The following is a 15,377-nucleotide window of genomic DNA, read 5'->3' on the forward strand; positions in this document are numbered from 1 at the left end:
TTCATGGGGACCCGTTTGACCTTGGTGTGAGGCCATCCCCGGAACGCATGGCAATAATAATCATTATCATTCGCACTTGTAAAGCTTTATTTTTATCCAACATTCGATTGACACTTTTCCTAATCCTGATAAATCTGGTGGATATTCAAACGGTAACCACCATAAGAGGAGTGTCGCCATGAGCGAAATAGTCATTCGTCACGCTGAAGCCGCAGATGCAGAGGCGCTTCATCACCTATACGCTCAGGTTCCTGTTTACAGCGACACGCTACAACTCCCTTATCCATCTGCCACGCTATGGGCAGACAGGCTTGCTAATGCCACACCGGGTCGGTTTGCGCTGGTGGCGTGCATCGACGGCAAACTGGTGGGCAACCTCACCCTGATGGTCGAGCAGCCCTGGCGACGCCGCCATGTGGCAACTTTCGGCATTGGTGTGGATACACAATTTCAGGGAAGAGGCGTCGGCAGCAAGCTGATTGCCGCCGCCCTTGAGTTGTGTGACAAATGGTTGCACGTGATCCGCGTCGAGCTGACGGTTTATGCCGATAATGATGCCGCAATCGGGCTGTATAAAAAGTTCGGTTTCAGCGTTGAAGGCCTTAGCCCGAGCTACGCAATGCGCGACGGCGAGCTGGTGGATACGCTGCACATGGGCCGCATCCGCCGCATCCCGCAGCCGGCTTAACCGGCAGAGGCGCTGGTTTCATGTGCGGGCTGACGTAACAGCAACCGCACTACCAGCGCCATTGCCATCAGCACCAGTAACGCCGAGCCAGGATAAATCGCATCAATCCCGGCCTGTGCCATCAGCATTCCGGCCAGCGGGCCGGTAATCCCCAGTGATAAATCAAGAAATGCCGAATAAGTCGCCAGTGCGCTGCCCTGATTTTCCGGCGGCAACTTTTTGACTGCCACCACGCCCAGCGCCGGATACACCAGCGAAAAGCCTACGCCGGTAATGAAAGCACCGGCCATCGCTGCCCACGCGGTCGGGGCGAGAAACACCATCATCAGCCCGATAATTTCCACCACAAAACACACCAGCGCTACGCGTAATCCGCCAAAACGGTTGATACTGTTGGGTAATAACAGCCGCATACCGACAAACGCCACACTGAAAAATGTCAGGGAAAACGCTGCGCCCGGCCAACCTTTCGCGGCGTAAAACAGGGTGATAAAGGTGGCAATCACGCCAAACCCGGTCGAGGCCAGCGCCAGCATCATGCCATAAGGCAATATTTTCCCCAGCACCTGCCGGAACGGGATTTGCGTTGAGGCTTTCGCGACCACCGGCGGCTTGCGCCACGCGGTGACCAGTGCCGTCAGCGCCACCAGCATGATGCACACCGACAACAGTGTCAGGCCGCCGAAACTGAAAATCAGTACGCCAAGCGGGGCGCCAATCGCCATCGCGCCGTACGTCACCACTCCGCTCCATGAAATCACTTTGCCGATATGCAGGGAGCCGACCACGCTGATCCCCCACAGTGTTGAACCGGTTCCGGCAAAACTTTGTCCGACACCCAACATCACGCGGCCGAGACATAATAACGCCAGACTGACCGCCGGCGCGGCGTCAAATCCCAGCGCCAGCAGATAGCACACGCCGCTGAGCAGACAGCCGCTCAGCCCGAACATCACCACCCTTTTTGGCCCGACTTTATCCGCATAACGCCCGGCATACGGACGGCTCAGCAACGTCGCGAAATATTGCAGGCTGATCACCAGTCCCGCCCAGAAGGCGCTGTAACCGAGATGCTCGTGCACATAACCCGGCAGGATCGCCAGCGGCAGGCCGATGGTCAGATAATTGGCAAAATTAAATACCAGAATGGAGAGAATTCGCAGCGTGGTCTTTGCCGGATGGGTGACCGTTAAATCAGGCGAAGCAGCGTCAGGCATGGAAATTTGCATCTCACGAAAAGAGGGTTCAGGCATGTTACGAAGCCGTAAAGGAATATTTGACTTTATTAGTAATAGCGTCCTTTCGCAACAAATTGAACCGCTGTTTTACTCAGGCTTCCCGGTACTGCCATCAAAGTGACACATCACTGTCATGCGCGCTGATTATGGTCGGTAGACTTCAACCGGAGGACATCCTATGTTCAGCATGGATACCCTGTTTCAGGATCTCGACCCGCAGCATAAAACCCCTTCCTGGCAACGCCGTCTGTTAAAAATCCTGTTCCGCGAAAAAGAATTCCACCGTTTTGCCGATCAGTATCCGCACCTGAAAGGCATTGATATGGCCGAGCAGGTGCTTGAGCATTTTAATATCCGCTGTGAACTGACAGAGCGCGACCGGGAGCAGATCCCGAGCTACGGCCCGGTGGTTATCGTGGCGAATCATCCGATTGGCACGCTGGATGGACTGGCGATATTGCATGCGGTGGCGTCGGTGCGTCCGGATGTCAAAGTGGTGGCAAATCAGTTGCTGTCACTGGTGTCCTCACTCGGCAGCCTGATGATCCCGGTGGATAATATGGGCAATCGCACACGACGCAATCAGGTCACTCAGATGCAGGAACATCTGGAAAATCAGGGCGTGCTGATTGTCTTCCCGGCGGGCGAAGTCTCGCGCATGAGTTCGAAAGGTGTGCGCGACGGAAAATGGCACACCGGTTTTATCCGCCTCGCCGCCAAAGCCCGTGCGCCGGTCGTACCGGTGCATATCAGCGGCAGTAACAGCATGTTGTTTTATATCAGCTCCATGATTTACCGCCCGTTCAGTACGCTTTTACTGGTGCATGAAATGTTTGGTCAGCGTGGCAATAGCCTGACGCTTAAAATCGGGGCGCGCATTCCTTATACCAGCTGGCACGACGGACAAATGCAGGCGGGCGATCTGGCGGCGCGTTTTCGTAAACATCTTTACCGCCTCGGCGCCGGCAAACCGGGTTTGTTCCATACCGAGACGTCGATTGCCCGCGCGGAAGACCGTGCAGTCTTGAAACACGCCCTGGAAGCCAGCGAAGTGCTGGGCAAAACGCCGGATGGCAAAATGATTTACCTGTATCGCCGCCACGGTGAAGACACTGTGCCGATTTTGCGCGAGCTGGGGCGCCTACGCGAAATTGCGTTCCGCGCCGTTGGCGAAGGCAGCGGACGCCGTCGTGATCTCGACGGCTACGATGACGATTACTATCATCTGGTTTTATGGGATCCGCAGGCGCTGGAAATTGTCGGCGCATACCGGTTTATCCCGACCGCAGAACAAGTCGCCAGCAAAGGACTGAACGGGATCTACAGCCAGAGCCTGTTTCAGTACGGCCATCAGATGGACCCGATTCTGGCGCAGGGTATCGAACTCGGGCGCAGCTTTATTCAGCCCGCCTACTGGGGTAAACGCGGGCTGGATTATCTGTGGCTCGGTATCGGGGCGTATCTGGCGAAATATCCGCAGACACGCTACCTGTTCGGACCGGTATCGATTTCCGGCGGGATGCCGCTGCCCGCCCGTGATTTACTGGTCGCGTTTTACCGCCTGTATTTCTCTCCGGCCTTACCGCTGGCGACATCCCGGCGCCCCTATCCGGCGTCGTTGCCCGACGTGTTAGCCCAGTTTTGCGGCGATGATTATCAGGAAGATTTGCAACGCCTGAAACGCCTGCTGGCAAATCTCGGCTGCAGCATTCCGGCGTTGTATAAACAATATTCCGAACTTTGCGAAACCGGCGGCGTGCAGTTCATTGATTTCGGCAGCGATCCTGAATTCAATAACTGTATCGACGGGTTAGTGCTGGTGGATCTCAGCCAGCTAAAACCGGCGAAGTTTGAGCGTTATATTGCGGTGCATCAGATAAATGAAACGCATGCAATGCATGAAAATTTATAGGAAGGCATCACGCAACTTCTTGATTTGATGTTTGGCAGGCGATCAGTCGTTACTGTATTATTCCCGGGCTGCGGCACATCCGCAGTCCGGGAATTGCAGCCCGGCTTGGAAAACAACAGTGCGATAATATATAGCTATCCTCTGTTGCAGCCTTGTCACATCCGTCGGAAATTATCTGATGTTCTATGGTGGCTCAGGCGGGGCTGACTTCGGTCAGACCGGGGTCCAAGCCGGTACTGCAATCTCCGTCTGGGCTACCACCCAAAAGAGTATTGCAGCTCTTCTTAGGGGTAGTAATCACTGCTTAACTTGGACAAGCAACATGAAACATGTTTCTCATAATCCTACCTTTCTACCGTTCCCCGATTGCTCAACGAGCCCGCACATTTGGGGAGGTGTGCAATGAAAACCTACCAATATGAAGATTGGCATTCCGCCGATATCATCGCCGGACTACGTAAAAAAGGCACCACACTTGCCGCCGTTTCACGCGCCGCAGGTTTATCTTCCTCTACACTGTCCAACGCACTTTCCCGCCCATGGCCGAAAGGCGAATTATTGATTGCAGAAGCACTTGGCCTGGTGCCTGCGCAAATCTGGCCGAGCCGATATTATGATCACAGAGGCGCAGAGATCAGGAAAGTGCTCAGAAAATAAAAAATGAAGTCATTAAATAGTCGGGGGCGGCATTCCGGCGCTGTATAAACAAGACTCCGAGCTTTGCGAAACCGGCGAAGTTTGAGCGTTATATTGCGGTGCATCAGGAGATGCAGAAAGCGTAATTCCCCTTTCGGAAGCCGGCTTAAAACCGCCAGTATCGTATGCCTCCCCGGCACCGGGGAGGCATTTTTGTGCAACACCCCCTGCCGTTTAATACATCCATCGAATCAATAAATAATTAATTTTTATTCACAGGGGATATTTAATTATTTTTTACAATGACGCAGACGTTTTTCTAGCAGGAAACTCCATTCCCCTCGAGCAATTTTTGCATTAGCCTTAATTCTTGTTTATAAATATAACGTAGCGGGTCAGCACCACCAATAACGTTGTGGGAGTCAACCAATACCAGGCATGGAAATGATCTGGGCGCGGCTTCAGAAAGAACACACGCCAATTCCTCATCAGTAAAGATAGAGGAATTCAGGGGATCGTTATTAATATTTAAATAATCTTTTATAAACCATTTTTCAAATGAGGCGTTATCAGTAAGGACTTTCATAAAACCTTTTCTGCTCTGTTCAGTGAATGCCATTATTAGGCCGCCCTGTGAGTTCATACACAATAGAAATTTTTAAAAATCGTGATTTGAAATATTTTGTGACCTACATCATGTATTTGATTAAAAGGATAATAATACTCTTGTGAGCAATAAATTTGACTATAATTTGATCAAAACTCTGGTCCTGGTTTATGAAACCAAAAGCATGAGTAAATCGGCGAAAGCACTGGGGCTTTCTTCCCCAACGCTGACCTATGCATTAAACAAATTGCGTGATTACTATAACGATCCGTTATTCATCAAATCCTCCAGAGGGCTTAAAGCGACGCCCGTTGCCAATCAGCTATATCCGAATTTCAAGAAAATTGACGAAGACATTGCGAGCTCCGTGATGATAAGCGGCAAAAATCATCCTGAGGTTGCTGATGTTATCATCAGAACTAATACTATGGTTGAATATTTCCTGATGGATAAACTGCTAAAAAATAATAAATTGCGGGAAGGTATTAATTTCACGTTTAATAACCGGATCATGCTTGAAGAACAACGACTCACCGCACTGGTCTCACGGGAGGTGGATATTGATATTGGCTCGGCCATAAAGCATAACCACTCGTTTATTTCTACCCGTATCGCACAATCAAAAATTATTGGCTTATGCCGTCAGGGACATCCGCGGATTAAAGAAAATTTAAGCCTGGAACAGTGGATGAAAGAAGAGCATGCCGTACTCAGTTCTGCTGAAACACACGCCTATCTGCCGGAGAAATTATATGCAAATTTCCATCGGCGAAATATCCGTTACCGCTCAAACTCATTGCTTAATATGCTGCATTGCATAGAGAAAAGCGACTTTGTTATGTTCTTCCCGGAGTTCCTGCTGAAACATATTCCGCACTATTTTAATTTGCAAACGGTTGCTATACCCTGGATGGAAAAAGATACGCTGGATGTTTATGCCTATATTCATAGCAAGGCAAAAAATGACGAACGACTGCTGCATATAATTGATTTACTGAAAATGTAGAAGTGAGAAAACTCACCCTTGCGCGCAAAAACGGAAGGGATTCTTTGTTATTTCACCGCCTCTTCCGTCACCGGCAACGGCCTTTGAAATCGTCCGCCATTGCCATTTTCAGTAACAAATCATGGCCGACATAATTGCTCCAGTTGAAGGAATTTTGTAGAACCACTACCGCATTTTTATGCTTTTTATCGAAGCCAATATAACTGGAATACCCACCGATATAGCCGACCTGATAAGTAATAATCTGTCCATCTTTATAATCTGTGACCCAGGCGATGTTAGCGGCTTCCATTTCTCTCTGGAAATAAATCTTTTCCGTGGTCTGAATAGCGGCACTGAGAGCCGCAGATTGTGAATCATCAATATGCGCCCGCAAATATTTCAGCAAATCATCAGCATTACTGTAAAGGCTGGCCGCCGCCACCATATTGTTCGAGAAATGCCAGTCAGGCACCACGTCGCCACGGCGGATAAGTTTAGGCTGATCCCCTGCATGACCAATCGCGCGGTACGGATAGGTTTTTAACTGGCTGGCATAAAAACTGGTGTTACCCATTTTTAAGGAATCAAAAATAAAGGTATAAGATAATTGCTGAATATCTTCACCGGTTTTTAATTTCAAAATATAACCGAGCAGTGCATAGCCTAAATTAGAATATTGTGGCTGACGTAATAACGGCCTTTTAAAAGACGACAGGTCATCGACCACGGCATCGCTGTCCAGCTCATGATAGAAATTGTCGCCGGTATATAAATACTTAAGGAAACTTTCCAGCATATCTTTGGTCATGTTCTGACGGGGCAAACCCGAAGTGTGCGTCGCCAGTTGCAGCAGGGTGATTTTTTTGGCGTCCTCGCTCAGCGGGGTATTTTTTGGCAGGAGATCCACCAGTTTGTCATCCCACTTAAGCTGTCCTTTATCGACCAGCCCCGCCACCACTTCTCCCGTCACACCTTTACTGACCGAACCGAGTGCAAACAGGGTTTCGCCATCAATCCTGTAACCGTTCACCGCGTTGGTATAACCATAGCCCCAGGTTCTGGCCGCGCCGTTATTTCTGATGATCCCGATCGCCATGCCGCTGGATTTTTCTTTGTGCAGGTACCGCCGGGCTACGGTATCCACCATATCGTCAAGATTTTGGCTACAGGCCAGCTGCTTCACTTCATGCGGATTTTCATCAACCTGCATATCGGAAAGTGTGCCGCACGCTGTCAGAAGCAGTGGAAGCATGATACTTAAGCCCGAAAATCGTCCCGTGATTCTTTTCATTTTATTGATTTATAAAGATAAATAGCACGGTGGCAATTATGCATAAACATCAGGTGACCTTGTGACAGAGAAAGAGACATGCCGGATGGGCGTGGGCAGGTCGCAGACTGTGTTATTTCCTCGCGCTTTTCAATGAGAAATTGCCGTGTTCCTGATGTTCTTTTTAACAACCTTCCTGATCCGTCGGAAATGATTCAAAAACCGATCCAATGAGAATGAAAAATCTCTTTAGATGCATAAAAAATCATTCGCAACATTATTTATGAACATTTTATTAACGTAAATTATTGAATTAGATCGGTTTAATTAACGTTAACGCAATTTTTGCCGATAACCGTGATTCACATCCTGTCTTTTTCCTGAAGGCGGGACTTTTAAAATCAGGGGAAAATATGAACATCACAAAACGTCTTTTACTGACGTTCTCGCTGCTTTCTGCGGCCCTTATCTCAATGGGCGTCGTCGCAATCATGTTGATTTCGGGTTTCCAGGACCGGTTTGAATATGTTCAGGTCAATACGATCCCTTCAATTAAGGATCTCAATAATCTTATTGATCAAAGCAATAAGCTTTCTCTCACCCTCTATAAACATCAGAGCCAGACCGATAACGGTAAAATGCCTGAAGTAGAAACCCGCATTCAGCAGCAGATTGCCGGGCTAAAAACGCTGACGGATTATTATCTGCAGCACAACATCTCAGATGCTGAAGATGAAAGGCTGACACACGTGGCTTTTGACAATATTCGTAAAGTGGAAGAGAAACTTCCCGCCTTTCTGACCTCTTCACGAGCGCATCAGGACGATGTCACTCTGGCAATGATTGAGGGCGACGACAGTATCGGCGGGGCTATCCGTCAGCTCATCGCCGATTATCGCAAACAGCTTACCTTAAATATCAACATCGGTGAGGGGCTGCGGGCCATCAACCACAGCATTTTCAACACCACATTGTGGGGAATGGGCGGCAGCGTGACGATCATTATTCTGCTGTTGGGATCCTTCGCACTGGCCACCATCCGTCGGGTACGAAAAAGCCTGCTGGACATCGGCGGGATTATGGCCGTCGCCAGCGAGCGGCTGGATCTGACCGTAAGCGCCGATGACAGCCGTCATGATGAAGTGGGCAATATGGCCCGCGCGTTCAATAGTCTGATGCAACGCGTATCCGGAGCGCTGCTGTCTGTGAGCGCGGCTTCCCAGTCCGTCAGCAGCGCCTCGGCACAAATCGCGGCCGGTAACGAAGATCTCTCCTCGCGCACCGAGCAGCAAGCAGCTTCTCTGGAACAAACGGCCGCCAGCATGACCGAGCTGAGCGAGACGGTTCGCCAGACGGCTGACAACACGCGTCAGGCCAGCCAGCTGGCGGGTAACATGAATGCACTGTCGGAGAAAAGTGCATCATCACTTGAGACGATGCTGGGTACGATGGGTGATATCCGCAGCAGTTCACGCAAAGTCACTGAGATCATCACGCTTATCGAGGGCATCGCCTTCCAGACCAATATTCTGGCGTTAAATGCCGCCGTGGAAGCGGCACGTGCCGGTGAGCACGGTAAAGGCTTTGCTGTTGTTGCAGGAGAGGTCAGAAATCTTTCACAACGTTCGACCACCGCCGCGCGTGAGATAAAAGAACTGATCGACCTTTCCTACAGCCTGATCGAAGCCGGTGCCCATCAGGCGGGCGATGTCGGCGAGAACATGAACTCCATGGGTAATGCCATCCGTCAGGTGACTGATTTGGTCAACGAGATTGCCGCTGCGGCAACAGAGCAGAGTCAGGGGATTTCTCAGGTACATCAGGCGGTCAATCAGATGGATGACGTGACTCAGCAGAACGCCGCGCTGGTAGAGGAAGCCTCTTCAGCCTCGCGCTCGTTGCAGGATCAGGCTGACGGCCTGGCGAGACTGGTCGGCGAATTCCGTCTCAGCGACGCCACGGCTCAGCATCAGTCCCGGGCAAAACCGGCGCGGGCACTAGCCGCCCTTCCACGCACGGAAAAACCGGGTGCGCACTCCACAAATGAGTCCGACTGGCAAAGCTTCTGATCAGGCTTTTGCCGTCGTCTCGTTACCGGGAGAACGTCATTATGGAAAATCTTCAGGAGCATGCCGGCCATCTGGAAAAACACAGGGCGCTGATCGAGAGCTTCGAACAGATGGCGGTGCTGGTGAATCAGCTTGCTACGGGAGAATACCGTTCACTGGATTTGTACATTAATAACTGCCGACATTTCCGCGATCGCAGTCTGGAAGTTCAGGCGGTGCTGGCAGATAAGCGTTTTGAAACCTACCTGATGCGCAATGATATTACGCTGTATTACAGCATTCACAGCGTAAATATGGCCTTCGGCATGATGACCAATATGCTGGAAAATTTGAAAGGTTTTTTGTCCTGAGAAGGTGTTACCGGGGGACTCCAAAACGCCAGTCAGGCTGCCGTTCACGACAGGAGACTATGAGTTCAAAGTGACCGTATCCTAAAAGTACGTTTTAGCTGACCCCGCTACCTCAGAAAGGGTGGCGGGGTTTCTTGTGGTTCGTATCATTGGGTTTTACGCGTAGACTGCCCAACCTCACAAACCCGCTGTGATTATCCCGTAATAAAAACAATACCGCCCACAGGTGGCATTAAAACATCTGGACAGATAAACGCGGCAAGCCGCTAGCCTGCTTATGCAACCCAGCGGCCTTGCTCACCGGCGTGAACCGCTCGCTAAACACGACATAGGATCTGTCGGTCAGTGGCGACCACTACCCTATGTCGTGTTTTTCTGCTTTTGAGGGGGGAGATTTTCCTGTTTGACATCAAAATTAGATTTTTTGTCGAGGTGCTCTGGATCACGAACTTTAATGTCTCAAATGCAGGTGAGATCACCAACTATTTATTCAGATCACCATTTTTATTATTGCAAAACACCACCAGATCCTGCGCACAGGCCCACGCCGAACTCCACGCCCACTGGAAGTTATATCCACCCAGCCAGCCGGTGACATCCACTACTTCACCGATAAAATACAAGCCCGGCACCTTAGCGGCGGCCATGGTTTTGGACGACAACTCTTTGGTATCGACGCCGCCAAGCGTCACTTCTGCCGTGCGGTAACCTTCGGTGCCGTTGGGCTGAACCTGCCAGTTTTGCAGTTGTTCAACCAGTTCCACCTGCTGCGGCACATTCAGCTGTTTCAGCGTGACGTCCGGCAACTGATCCAGCGTTTGCAGGCACTCCACCAGACGTTTCGGCAGTTGCATCGCCAGCGTATTTTTCAGGCTCTGGTTCGGGTGTTCCTGACGCTGCGTATTCAGAAACGCCGCCAGATCCACATCAGGAAGTAAGTTAACGCTCACAAACTCACCCGGCTGCCAGTAGCTCGAAAGCTGTAAAACTGCCGGACCGGACATGCCACGATGGGTGAAAAGAATGCTTTCACGGAAAACCGTGCCGTCTTGCGCAGTCAGAACCGCAGGCACTGACACGCCGGAAAGCGTCTGCAAATGATCGAGCAGCGGTTTGTGCAGGGTAAACGGCACCAGACCGGCGCGGGTCGGCAGCACTTTCAGGCCAAACTGTTCCGCCAGACGGTAACCGAAGGGTGTCGCGCCCAGCCCCGGCATGGAAAGCCCGCCGCTGGCAATAACAAGTGAGTGAGTGCTTACAGTTGAGCCATTCACCTTGATGACAAAGCCATTTTCGGTTTTCTGCACATCGGAAATCTCGCTGCGCAGGCGTACATCGACGTTGCCCTGCTCGCATTCTTTATCGAGCATGCTGACGATTTGCTGTGCCGAGTCGTCGCAGAACAACTGCCCGAGGGTTTTCTCGTGCCAGGCGATGCCGTAACGGTTGACCATATCGATGAAATCCCACTGGGTATAACGCGCCAGCGCGGATTTACAAAAATGCGGATTTTCGGAAAGATAGGCAGCGGGTTCAGCATAAAGGTTGGTGAAATTGCAGCGTCCGCCGCCTGACATCAAAATTTTGCGTCCGGTTTTTTTGCCGTTATCCAGCAGCAGAACCCGGCAGCCACCTTGTCCGGCCTGCGCCGCGCAGAACATGCCTGCCGCACCTGCACCAATGACTACCACATCAACCTGTTCCACTTTCGGCCTCTCTTTTACGGAAATTCAACTACGTTTTACATAAGGTTCGCCCTGTTTACCGGGGCGTTGAGCCGCGGATTGTAAGGGACAGGCGCCTGTTAAACCAGCCAACAGACCGTTTCCTGAACGTCGTAAGTAAATGTTTCAATCACCAAAGGAGGAATAACTTTTTGATAAATAAAAACTTAACCAAATCCAGGGTAGATATTGGACTGTTTTTAGTCAAAAAAATGTCATATTTTCCTTTTCCCCTCCCCCTGTTCTCGCAGATAATGCGCGGCGTTCATGACCACTAACTGGCGTAACAATTATGCTGCATCTATTTGCCGGATTGGATATTCATACCGGTTCGTTATTGATTCTCGCGTTACTGTTTGTTCTGTTCTATGAAGCCATTAACGGCTTCCATGATACGGCCAACGCAGTGGCAACCGTCATCTATACCCGGGCAATGCGTTCGCAATTAGCGGTCGTGATGGCAGGGGTATTTAACTTCTTTGGCGTCCTGCTCGGTGGTTTGAGTGTGGCTTATGCCATCGTTCATTTACTGCCAACTGATTTGCTGCTCAACGTGGGTTCTGCTCATGGCCTTGCCATGGTGTTTTCAATGTTACTGGCGGCGATCATCTGGAACCTTGGCACCTGGTATTTCGGCCTGCCGGCGTCCAGTTCTCATACCCTGATCGGCGCCATCATTGGCGTAGGGCTGACCAATGCATTAATGACTCACACCTCTGTGGTCGATGCGTTAAACATCCCCAAAATGATCGGTATTTTTGCCTCACTGATCGTCTCCCCGCTGGTCGGGATGATTATGGCAGGTACCATGATTTTCCTGCTGCGCCGTTACTGGAGTGGCAACAAGAAACATGCACGTATCCACCTGACCCCTGCTGAACGGGAAAAGAAAGATGGCAAGAAAAAGCCGCCATTCTGGACACGTATCGGCCTGATCCTGTCGGCTATCGGCGTGAGTTTCTCTCATGGCGCTAATGATGGTCAGAAAGGTATTGGCCTGATTATGCTGGTTCTGATTGGTGTGGCTCCGGCGGGTTTTGTGCTGAACATGAGTGCAACCGGTTACGACATTACCCGTACCCGCGACGCCGTGACCCACCTCGGACAGTATTATCAGCAACATGCTGATGCTGTACCGCATGTGGTAGCACTGACACCGATAGTGCCTGCACCTGATGTTAATATCGCACCGACTGACGAGCCCAAAGTGTTCCACTGCGACAGCAGCCACGCACTTGACGCCATTGGTCGTGCGCAAAGCCTGCTGACTAATCTGCAATCTTATAGCGACCTGTCACCGGACGAACGCAGCCATATGCGTCGCCTGCTGATGTGTGTTTCTGATACTGCGGATAAAGTGGCGAAGCTGCCGGAAACTTCCGCCGCAGATAAACGCTTCCTCGGCGAGCTGAAAACCGACATTCTGCAAACCGTCGAATATGCACCTATCTGGATCATTATCGCGGTAGCGCTGGCGCTGGCACTGGGTACCATGATTGGCTGGAAACGTGTTGCGACCACCATCGGTGAGAAGATTGGTAAGAAAGGCATGACTTACGCACAGGGGCTGTCAGCACAGCTTACTGCGGCAGTGTCCATCGGCGTAGCCAGCTACACCGGCATGCCAGTTTCCACCACGCATGTGTTGTCGTCTGCCGTCGCGGGCACCATGATTGTCGATGGCGGCGGTGTGCAGTCGAAAACCGTGAAAAACATCGCGATGGCGTGGATATTAACCCTGCCGGTGTCGATTGTGCTTTCCGGTGTCCTGTACTGGATTGCCCTGAAGCTGATCTGATGCTTGTCTGACAGGCAGTAAAAAGGCGACCTTGCTCAGCAGGTCGCCTTTTTTGTTTCCTTTTTCACACATCCTCCCTAATTCATAACCAAAGTAATTGGAGTTGCAGCAAGGCAGCAAACGAGAGAATCCCGATGAGCTGACACAGGTCAGTGATTCGGGTGAACGAGAGCCGCTAACGCCGCTGCAGCTTCAAGTACGAAGGGTATGCTAATACCAGATAAGCATGGCTAACATACTGATTAATATTAAACCGACCAGTGCCGTAGTCAGGATAAACTGACCGCGAACCCGCTCACAACGGCGAATAAACTCAGGATCGTGATGTTCAACGTAGCGCTGAGCATAAATATAGCGTACCAACCTTATTTGCTTGCCAGGCTGACCGTGAGCCGTAAAAAACCCTCCGCCATCGACGTACTGATACAACAGCGGATCGCACCCCCGCAGAACCACCAGCAATGCGCGCAAAGAAGAGTAATAGCGCAGCATATTCACTACACATACAAAACATAAAGCCCAAAACAGCGCAACGGGACTGATCATGATTCCCCCTCAAGGCGAACTGACACCGCGCAATGCGCCCGTCATGCTGGCACACACCCGGCGTTTCGCCCTGCCTTTCCGCAATTTCACACCCCCGGGCTACCTTCGCCCGCCCTCTTTTCGTACCACAGAAGATTGCCAAAGCAGGAGACGCCTGCATTATTGAGTGTAGGAAACGAATCCGAAACTGTTCATATTATTTATATCTATGGATTCTCAGATAAGGAAATGGGATCTGTATGCTTGATTTATTTAACCATTTTGGCGCTATACTGACGTCATGACATCCGCATGATGCTGATATTGCTATTAACCGACTTATGGAAGGAGTTTTCTTATGGCTTACAAACACATACTTATTGCTGTGGACCTGTCGCCGGAGAGCAAAGTTCTGGTCGAGAAAGCCGTTTCCATGGCGCGCCCGTATAACGCCAAAGTGTCCCTGATCCACGTTGATGTGAACTATTCAGACCTGTATACGGGTCTTATCGACGTTAACCTGGGCGACATGCAGAAACGTATTTCCGAAGAAACCCATCACGCGTTGAACGAACTGTCGCAAAATGCCGGCTATCCGATTTCGGAGACCCTCAGCGGCAGCGGTGATCTGGCGCAGGTGCTGGTAGATGCCATCAACAAATATGGCGTGGACTTAGTGCTGTGCGGCCATCATCAGGATTTCTGGAGCAAGCTGATGTCCTCAGCACGCCAGTTGATTAACACCGTTCATATCGACATGCTGATCGTGCCATTGCGCGATGAGGAAGAAGAAGCGTAAGAGGCGTTGCTGTTAATATTGTAAACAAGCCCGCTGGTTTTCACCTGCGGGCTTTTTTTGTCTTTTTGCCTGGAGAATACGGGTCGATTCCTGAACAAAGGATTAATCTGTATATACAGAATAGGTGATTAACAATATATAAATCACATCCCTCTGTTAATTATGAACAATATTCAAACAGTATGGGTATATACGGAAGATGTTTTCATACAGGATGTATTATGAAAATCCAGTTTTCACCGGCAGTGAAAGAGAAATTGTTCGTAAAACATAATGTTGTGGAGAAAGAGGTCTTCGAATGCTTTGCTAACCGCGAGGGTCATTATCTGAAGGATACCCGCGAAAAGCTGGCAGCAACACTCCCAATTTAGAGGAAGATATTATGACGACCCGCCATGACGCTCAGGATAATGCAGAAATGTGGGATAATCGCGAGCTCGGAGCATCGGAGGAGCATGCAGAGGCAGTTAACCCTTCTCTGGCCGCTGAATTTGATGACATGATGGAGCTTCAGGCCATCTCAATAAGGTTGCAAAAATCGCTGCTGAATAACCTGAAAACCATCGCGGCACATCACCAGATTGGATACCAGCCGATGGTAAGGGATTTACTGACGCGTTTTGCGGAAGCAGAAATGAAAAAGATCCTGATTGACCAGCTAAATAAGATCGACGAAGCGCAACGGGATCGTGAAAAAACTGTACCCGTTACCGAATTTATCGAAGATTTGCGTAATCAGGCATGAAAATAAGAAACCAGAACGTATGTGCAGT

The 15,377-nt window shown here is 50.4% G+C and carries 15 protein-coding genes; 10 read left to right on the plus strand and 5 right to left on the minus strand.

Annotated elements, in window-relative coordinates; translation table 11 throughout:
* The first annotated feature begins 178 nt into the window (after positions 1-178).
* A complete protein-coding gene (locus J1781_RS20945; protein ID WP_129953853.1) occupies positions 179-688 on the plus strand; it encodes a GNAT family N-acetyltransferase in 510 nt (169 codons plus the stop codon).
* Here the strand turns inward: J1781_RS20945 and J1781_RS20950 are convergent.
* The gene (locus J1781_RS20950; RefSeq protein ID WP_217234176.1) at positions 685-1,905 is read right to left on the minus strand and encodes an MFS transporter; all 1,221 of its coding nucleotides are present in this window, start codon (positions 1,903-1,905) and stop codon (positions 685-687) included. The genes J1781_RS20945 and J1781_RS20950 overlap by 4 nt on opposite strands.
* Positions 1,906-2,104: 199 nt before the next feature.
* On the opposite strand from J1781_RS20950, the gene J1781_RS20955 reads away from it, so the two are divergent.
* Both J1781_RS20955 and J1781_RS20960 read left to right on the plus strand, forming a co-directional pair.
* Positions 2,105-3,838, plus strand: a complete 1,734-nt coding sequence (locus tag J1781_RS20955; protein ID WP_129953854.1) for a bifunctional ornithine lipid synthase OlsF — start codon at positions 2,105-2,107, stop codon at positions 3,836-3,838.
* Positions 3,839-4,240: 402 nt separating this feature from the next.
* Positions 4,241-4,495: a helix-turn-helix domain-containing protein gene (locus tag J1781_RS20960; RefSeq protein ID WP_129953855.1), complete on the plus strand. Its 255-nt coding sequence runs from the start codon at positions 4,241-4,243 to the stop codon at positions 4,493-4,495.
* Positions 4,496-4,793: 298 nt separating this feature from the next.
* Here the strand turns inward: J1781_RS20960 and J1781_RS20965 are convergent, their stop codons facing one another.
* A complete protein-coding gene (locus J1781_RS20965; RefSeq protein ID WP_129953856.1) occupies positions 4,794-5,093 on the minus strand; it encodes a hypothetical protein in 300 nt (99 codons plus the stop codon).
* A gap of 109 nt (positions 5,094-5,202) precedes the next feature.
* Here J1781_RS20965 and J1781_RS20970 point away from each other — a divergent pair, with 109 nt between their 5' ends.
* A complete protein-coding gene (locus tag J1781_RS20970) occupies positions 5,203-6,087 on the plus strand; it encodes a LysR family transcriptional regulator (RefSeq protein ID WP_217234141.1) in 885 nt (294 codons plus the stop codon).
* A gap of 67 nt (positions 6,088-6,154) precedes the next feature.
* Here the strand turns inward: J1781_RS20970 and J1781_RS20975 are convergent, their stop codons facing one another.
* Complete coding sequence (locus J1781_RS20975; RefSeq protein ID WP_238483125.1) at positions 6,155-7,321, minus strand: serine hydrolase domain-containing protein; 1,167 nt, start codon at positions 7,319-7,321, stop codon at positions 6,155-6,157.
* Between the two features lie 431 nt (positions 7,322-7,752).
* Here J1781_RS20975 and J1781_RS20980 point away from each other — a divergent pair, with 431 nt between their 5' ends.
* Positions 7,753-9,408 carry a methyl-accepting chemotaxis protein gene (locus J1781_RS20980; RefSeq protein WP_217219145.1) on the plus strand — a complete coding sequence of 552 codons (1,656 nt, stop codon included), beginning with the start codon at positions 7,753-7,755 and terminating at the stop codon, positions 9,406-9,408.
* Positions 9,409-9,449: 41 nt separating this feature from the next.
* Positions 9,450-9,758: a hypothetical protein gene (locus J1781_RS20985; RefSeq protein WP_129953860.1), complete on the plus strand. Its 309-nt coding sequence runs from the start codon at positions 9,450-9,452 to the stop codon at positions 9,756-9,758.
* A gap of 482 nt (positions 9,759-10,240) precedes the next feature.
* Here the strand turns inward: J1781_RS20985 and J1781_RS20990 are convergent, their stop codons facing one another.
* The gene (locus J1781_RS20990) at positions 10,241-11,464 is read right to left on the minus strand and encodes a BaiN/RdsA family NAD(P)/FAD-dependent oxidoreductase (RefSeq protein WP_217234142.1); all 1,224 of its coding nucleotides are present in this window, start codon (positions 11,462-11,464) and stop codon (positions 10,241-10,243) included.
* Positions 11,465-11,774: 310 nt separating this feature from the next.
* Here J1781_RS20990 and pitA point away from each other — a divergent pair, with 310 nt between their 5' ends.
* Entirely contained in the window at positions 11,775-13,280 is a 1,506-nt protein-coding gene (gene pitA / locus J1781_RS20995) for an inorganic phosphate transporter PitA (RefSeq protein WP_129953862.1), read from the plus strand.
* Positions 13,281-13,490: 210 nt separating this feature from the next.
* Here the strand turns inward: pitA and uspB are convergent, their stop codons facing one another.
* Entirely contained in the window at positions 13,491-13,826 is a 336-nt protein-coding gene (gene uspB / locus J1781_RS21000) for a universal stress protein UspB (RefSeq protein WP_129953863.1), read from the minus strand.
* Positions 13,827-14,163: 337 nt separating this feature from the next.
* On the opposite strand from uspB, the gene uspA reads away from it, so the two are divergent.
* From uspA to J1781_RS21015, 3 genes are all read left to right on the plus strand, one after another.
* A complete protein-coding gene (gene uspA, locus J1781_RS21005; protein ID WP_014333460.1) occupies positions 14,164-14,604 on the plus strand; it encodes a universal stress protein UspA in 441 nt (146 codons plus the stop codon).
* A gap of 221 nt (positions 14,605-14,825) precedes the next feature.
* Complete coding sequence (locus J1781_RS21010; RefSeq protein ID WP_217219233.1) at positions 14,826-14,975, plus strand: hypothetical protein; 150 nt, start codon at positions 14,826-14,828, stop codon at positions 14,973-14,975.
* 11 nt (positions 14,976-14,986) lie between these two features.
* Entirely contained in the window at positions 14,987-15,349 is a 363-nt protein-coding gene (locus J1781_RS21015; protein WP_217219234.1) for a hypothetical protein, read from the plus strand.
* Positions 15,350-15,377: the final 28 nt, after the last annotated feature.

The sequence above is a fragment of the Rahnella perminowiae genome, assembly GCF_019049695.1.
GTDB classification, from domain to species: Bacteria; Pseudomonadota; Gammaproteobacteria; order Enterobacterales; family Enterobacteriaceae; genus Rahnella; species Rahnella perminowiae.

Excerpts from the sequence above, each read along its gene's own strand:
- J1781_RS20960 (WP_129953855.1), top strand. The coding sequence starts at position 4,241 with ATGAAAACCTACCAATATGAAGATTGGCATTCCGCCGATATCATCGCC.
- pitA (WP_129953862.1), top strand. The coding sequence starts at position 11,775 with ATGCTGCATCTATTTGCCGGATTGGATATTCATACCGGTTCGTTATTG.
- J1781_RS20965 (WP_129953856.1), bottom strand. The coding sequence starts at position 5,093 with ATGGCATTCACTGAACAGAGCAGAAAAGGTTTTATGAAAGTCCTTACT.
- J1781_RS21010 (WP_217219233.1), top strand. The coding sequence starts at position 14,826 with ATGAAAATCCAGTTTTCACCGGCAGTGAAAGAGAAATTGTTCGTAAAA.
- uspA (WP_014333460.1), top strand. The coding sequence starts at position 14,164 with ATGGCTTACAAACACATACTTATTGCTGTGGACCTGTCGCCGGAGAGC.
- uspB (WP_129953863.1), bottom strand. The coding sequence starts at position 13,826 with ATGATCAGTCCCGTTGCGCTGTTTTGGGCTTTATGTTTTGTATGTGTA.
- J1781_RS20980 (WP_217219145.1), top strand. The coding sequence starts at position 7,753 with ATGAACATCACAAAACGTCTTTTACTGACGTTCTCGCTGCTTTCTGCG.
- J1781_RS20955 (WP_129953854.1), top strand. The coding sequence starts at position 2,105 with ATGTTCAGCATGGATACCCTGTTTCAGGATCTCGACCCGCAGCATAAA.
- J1781_RS20950 (WP_217234176.1), bottom strand. The coding sequence starts at position 1,905 with ATGCCTGACGCTGCTTCGCCTGATTTAACGGTCACCCATCCGGCAAAG.
- J1781_RS20975 (WP_238483125.1), bottom strand. The coding sequence starts at position 7,321 with ATGCTTCCACTGCTTCTGACAGCGTGCGGCACACTTTCCGATATGCAG.
- J1781_RS21015 (WP_217219234.1), top strand. The coding sequence starts at position 14,987 with ATGACGACCCGCCATGACGCTCAGGATAATGCAGAAATGTGGGATAAT.
- J1781_RS20945 (WP_129953853.1), top strand. The coding sequence starts at position 179 with ATGAGCGAAATAGTCATTCGTCACGCTGAAGCCGCAGATGCAGAGGCG.
- J1781_RS20985 (WP_129953860.1), top strand. The coding sequence starts at position 9,450 with ATGGAAAATCTTCAGGAGCATGCCGGCCATCTGGAAAAACACAGGGCG.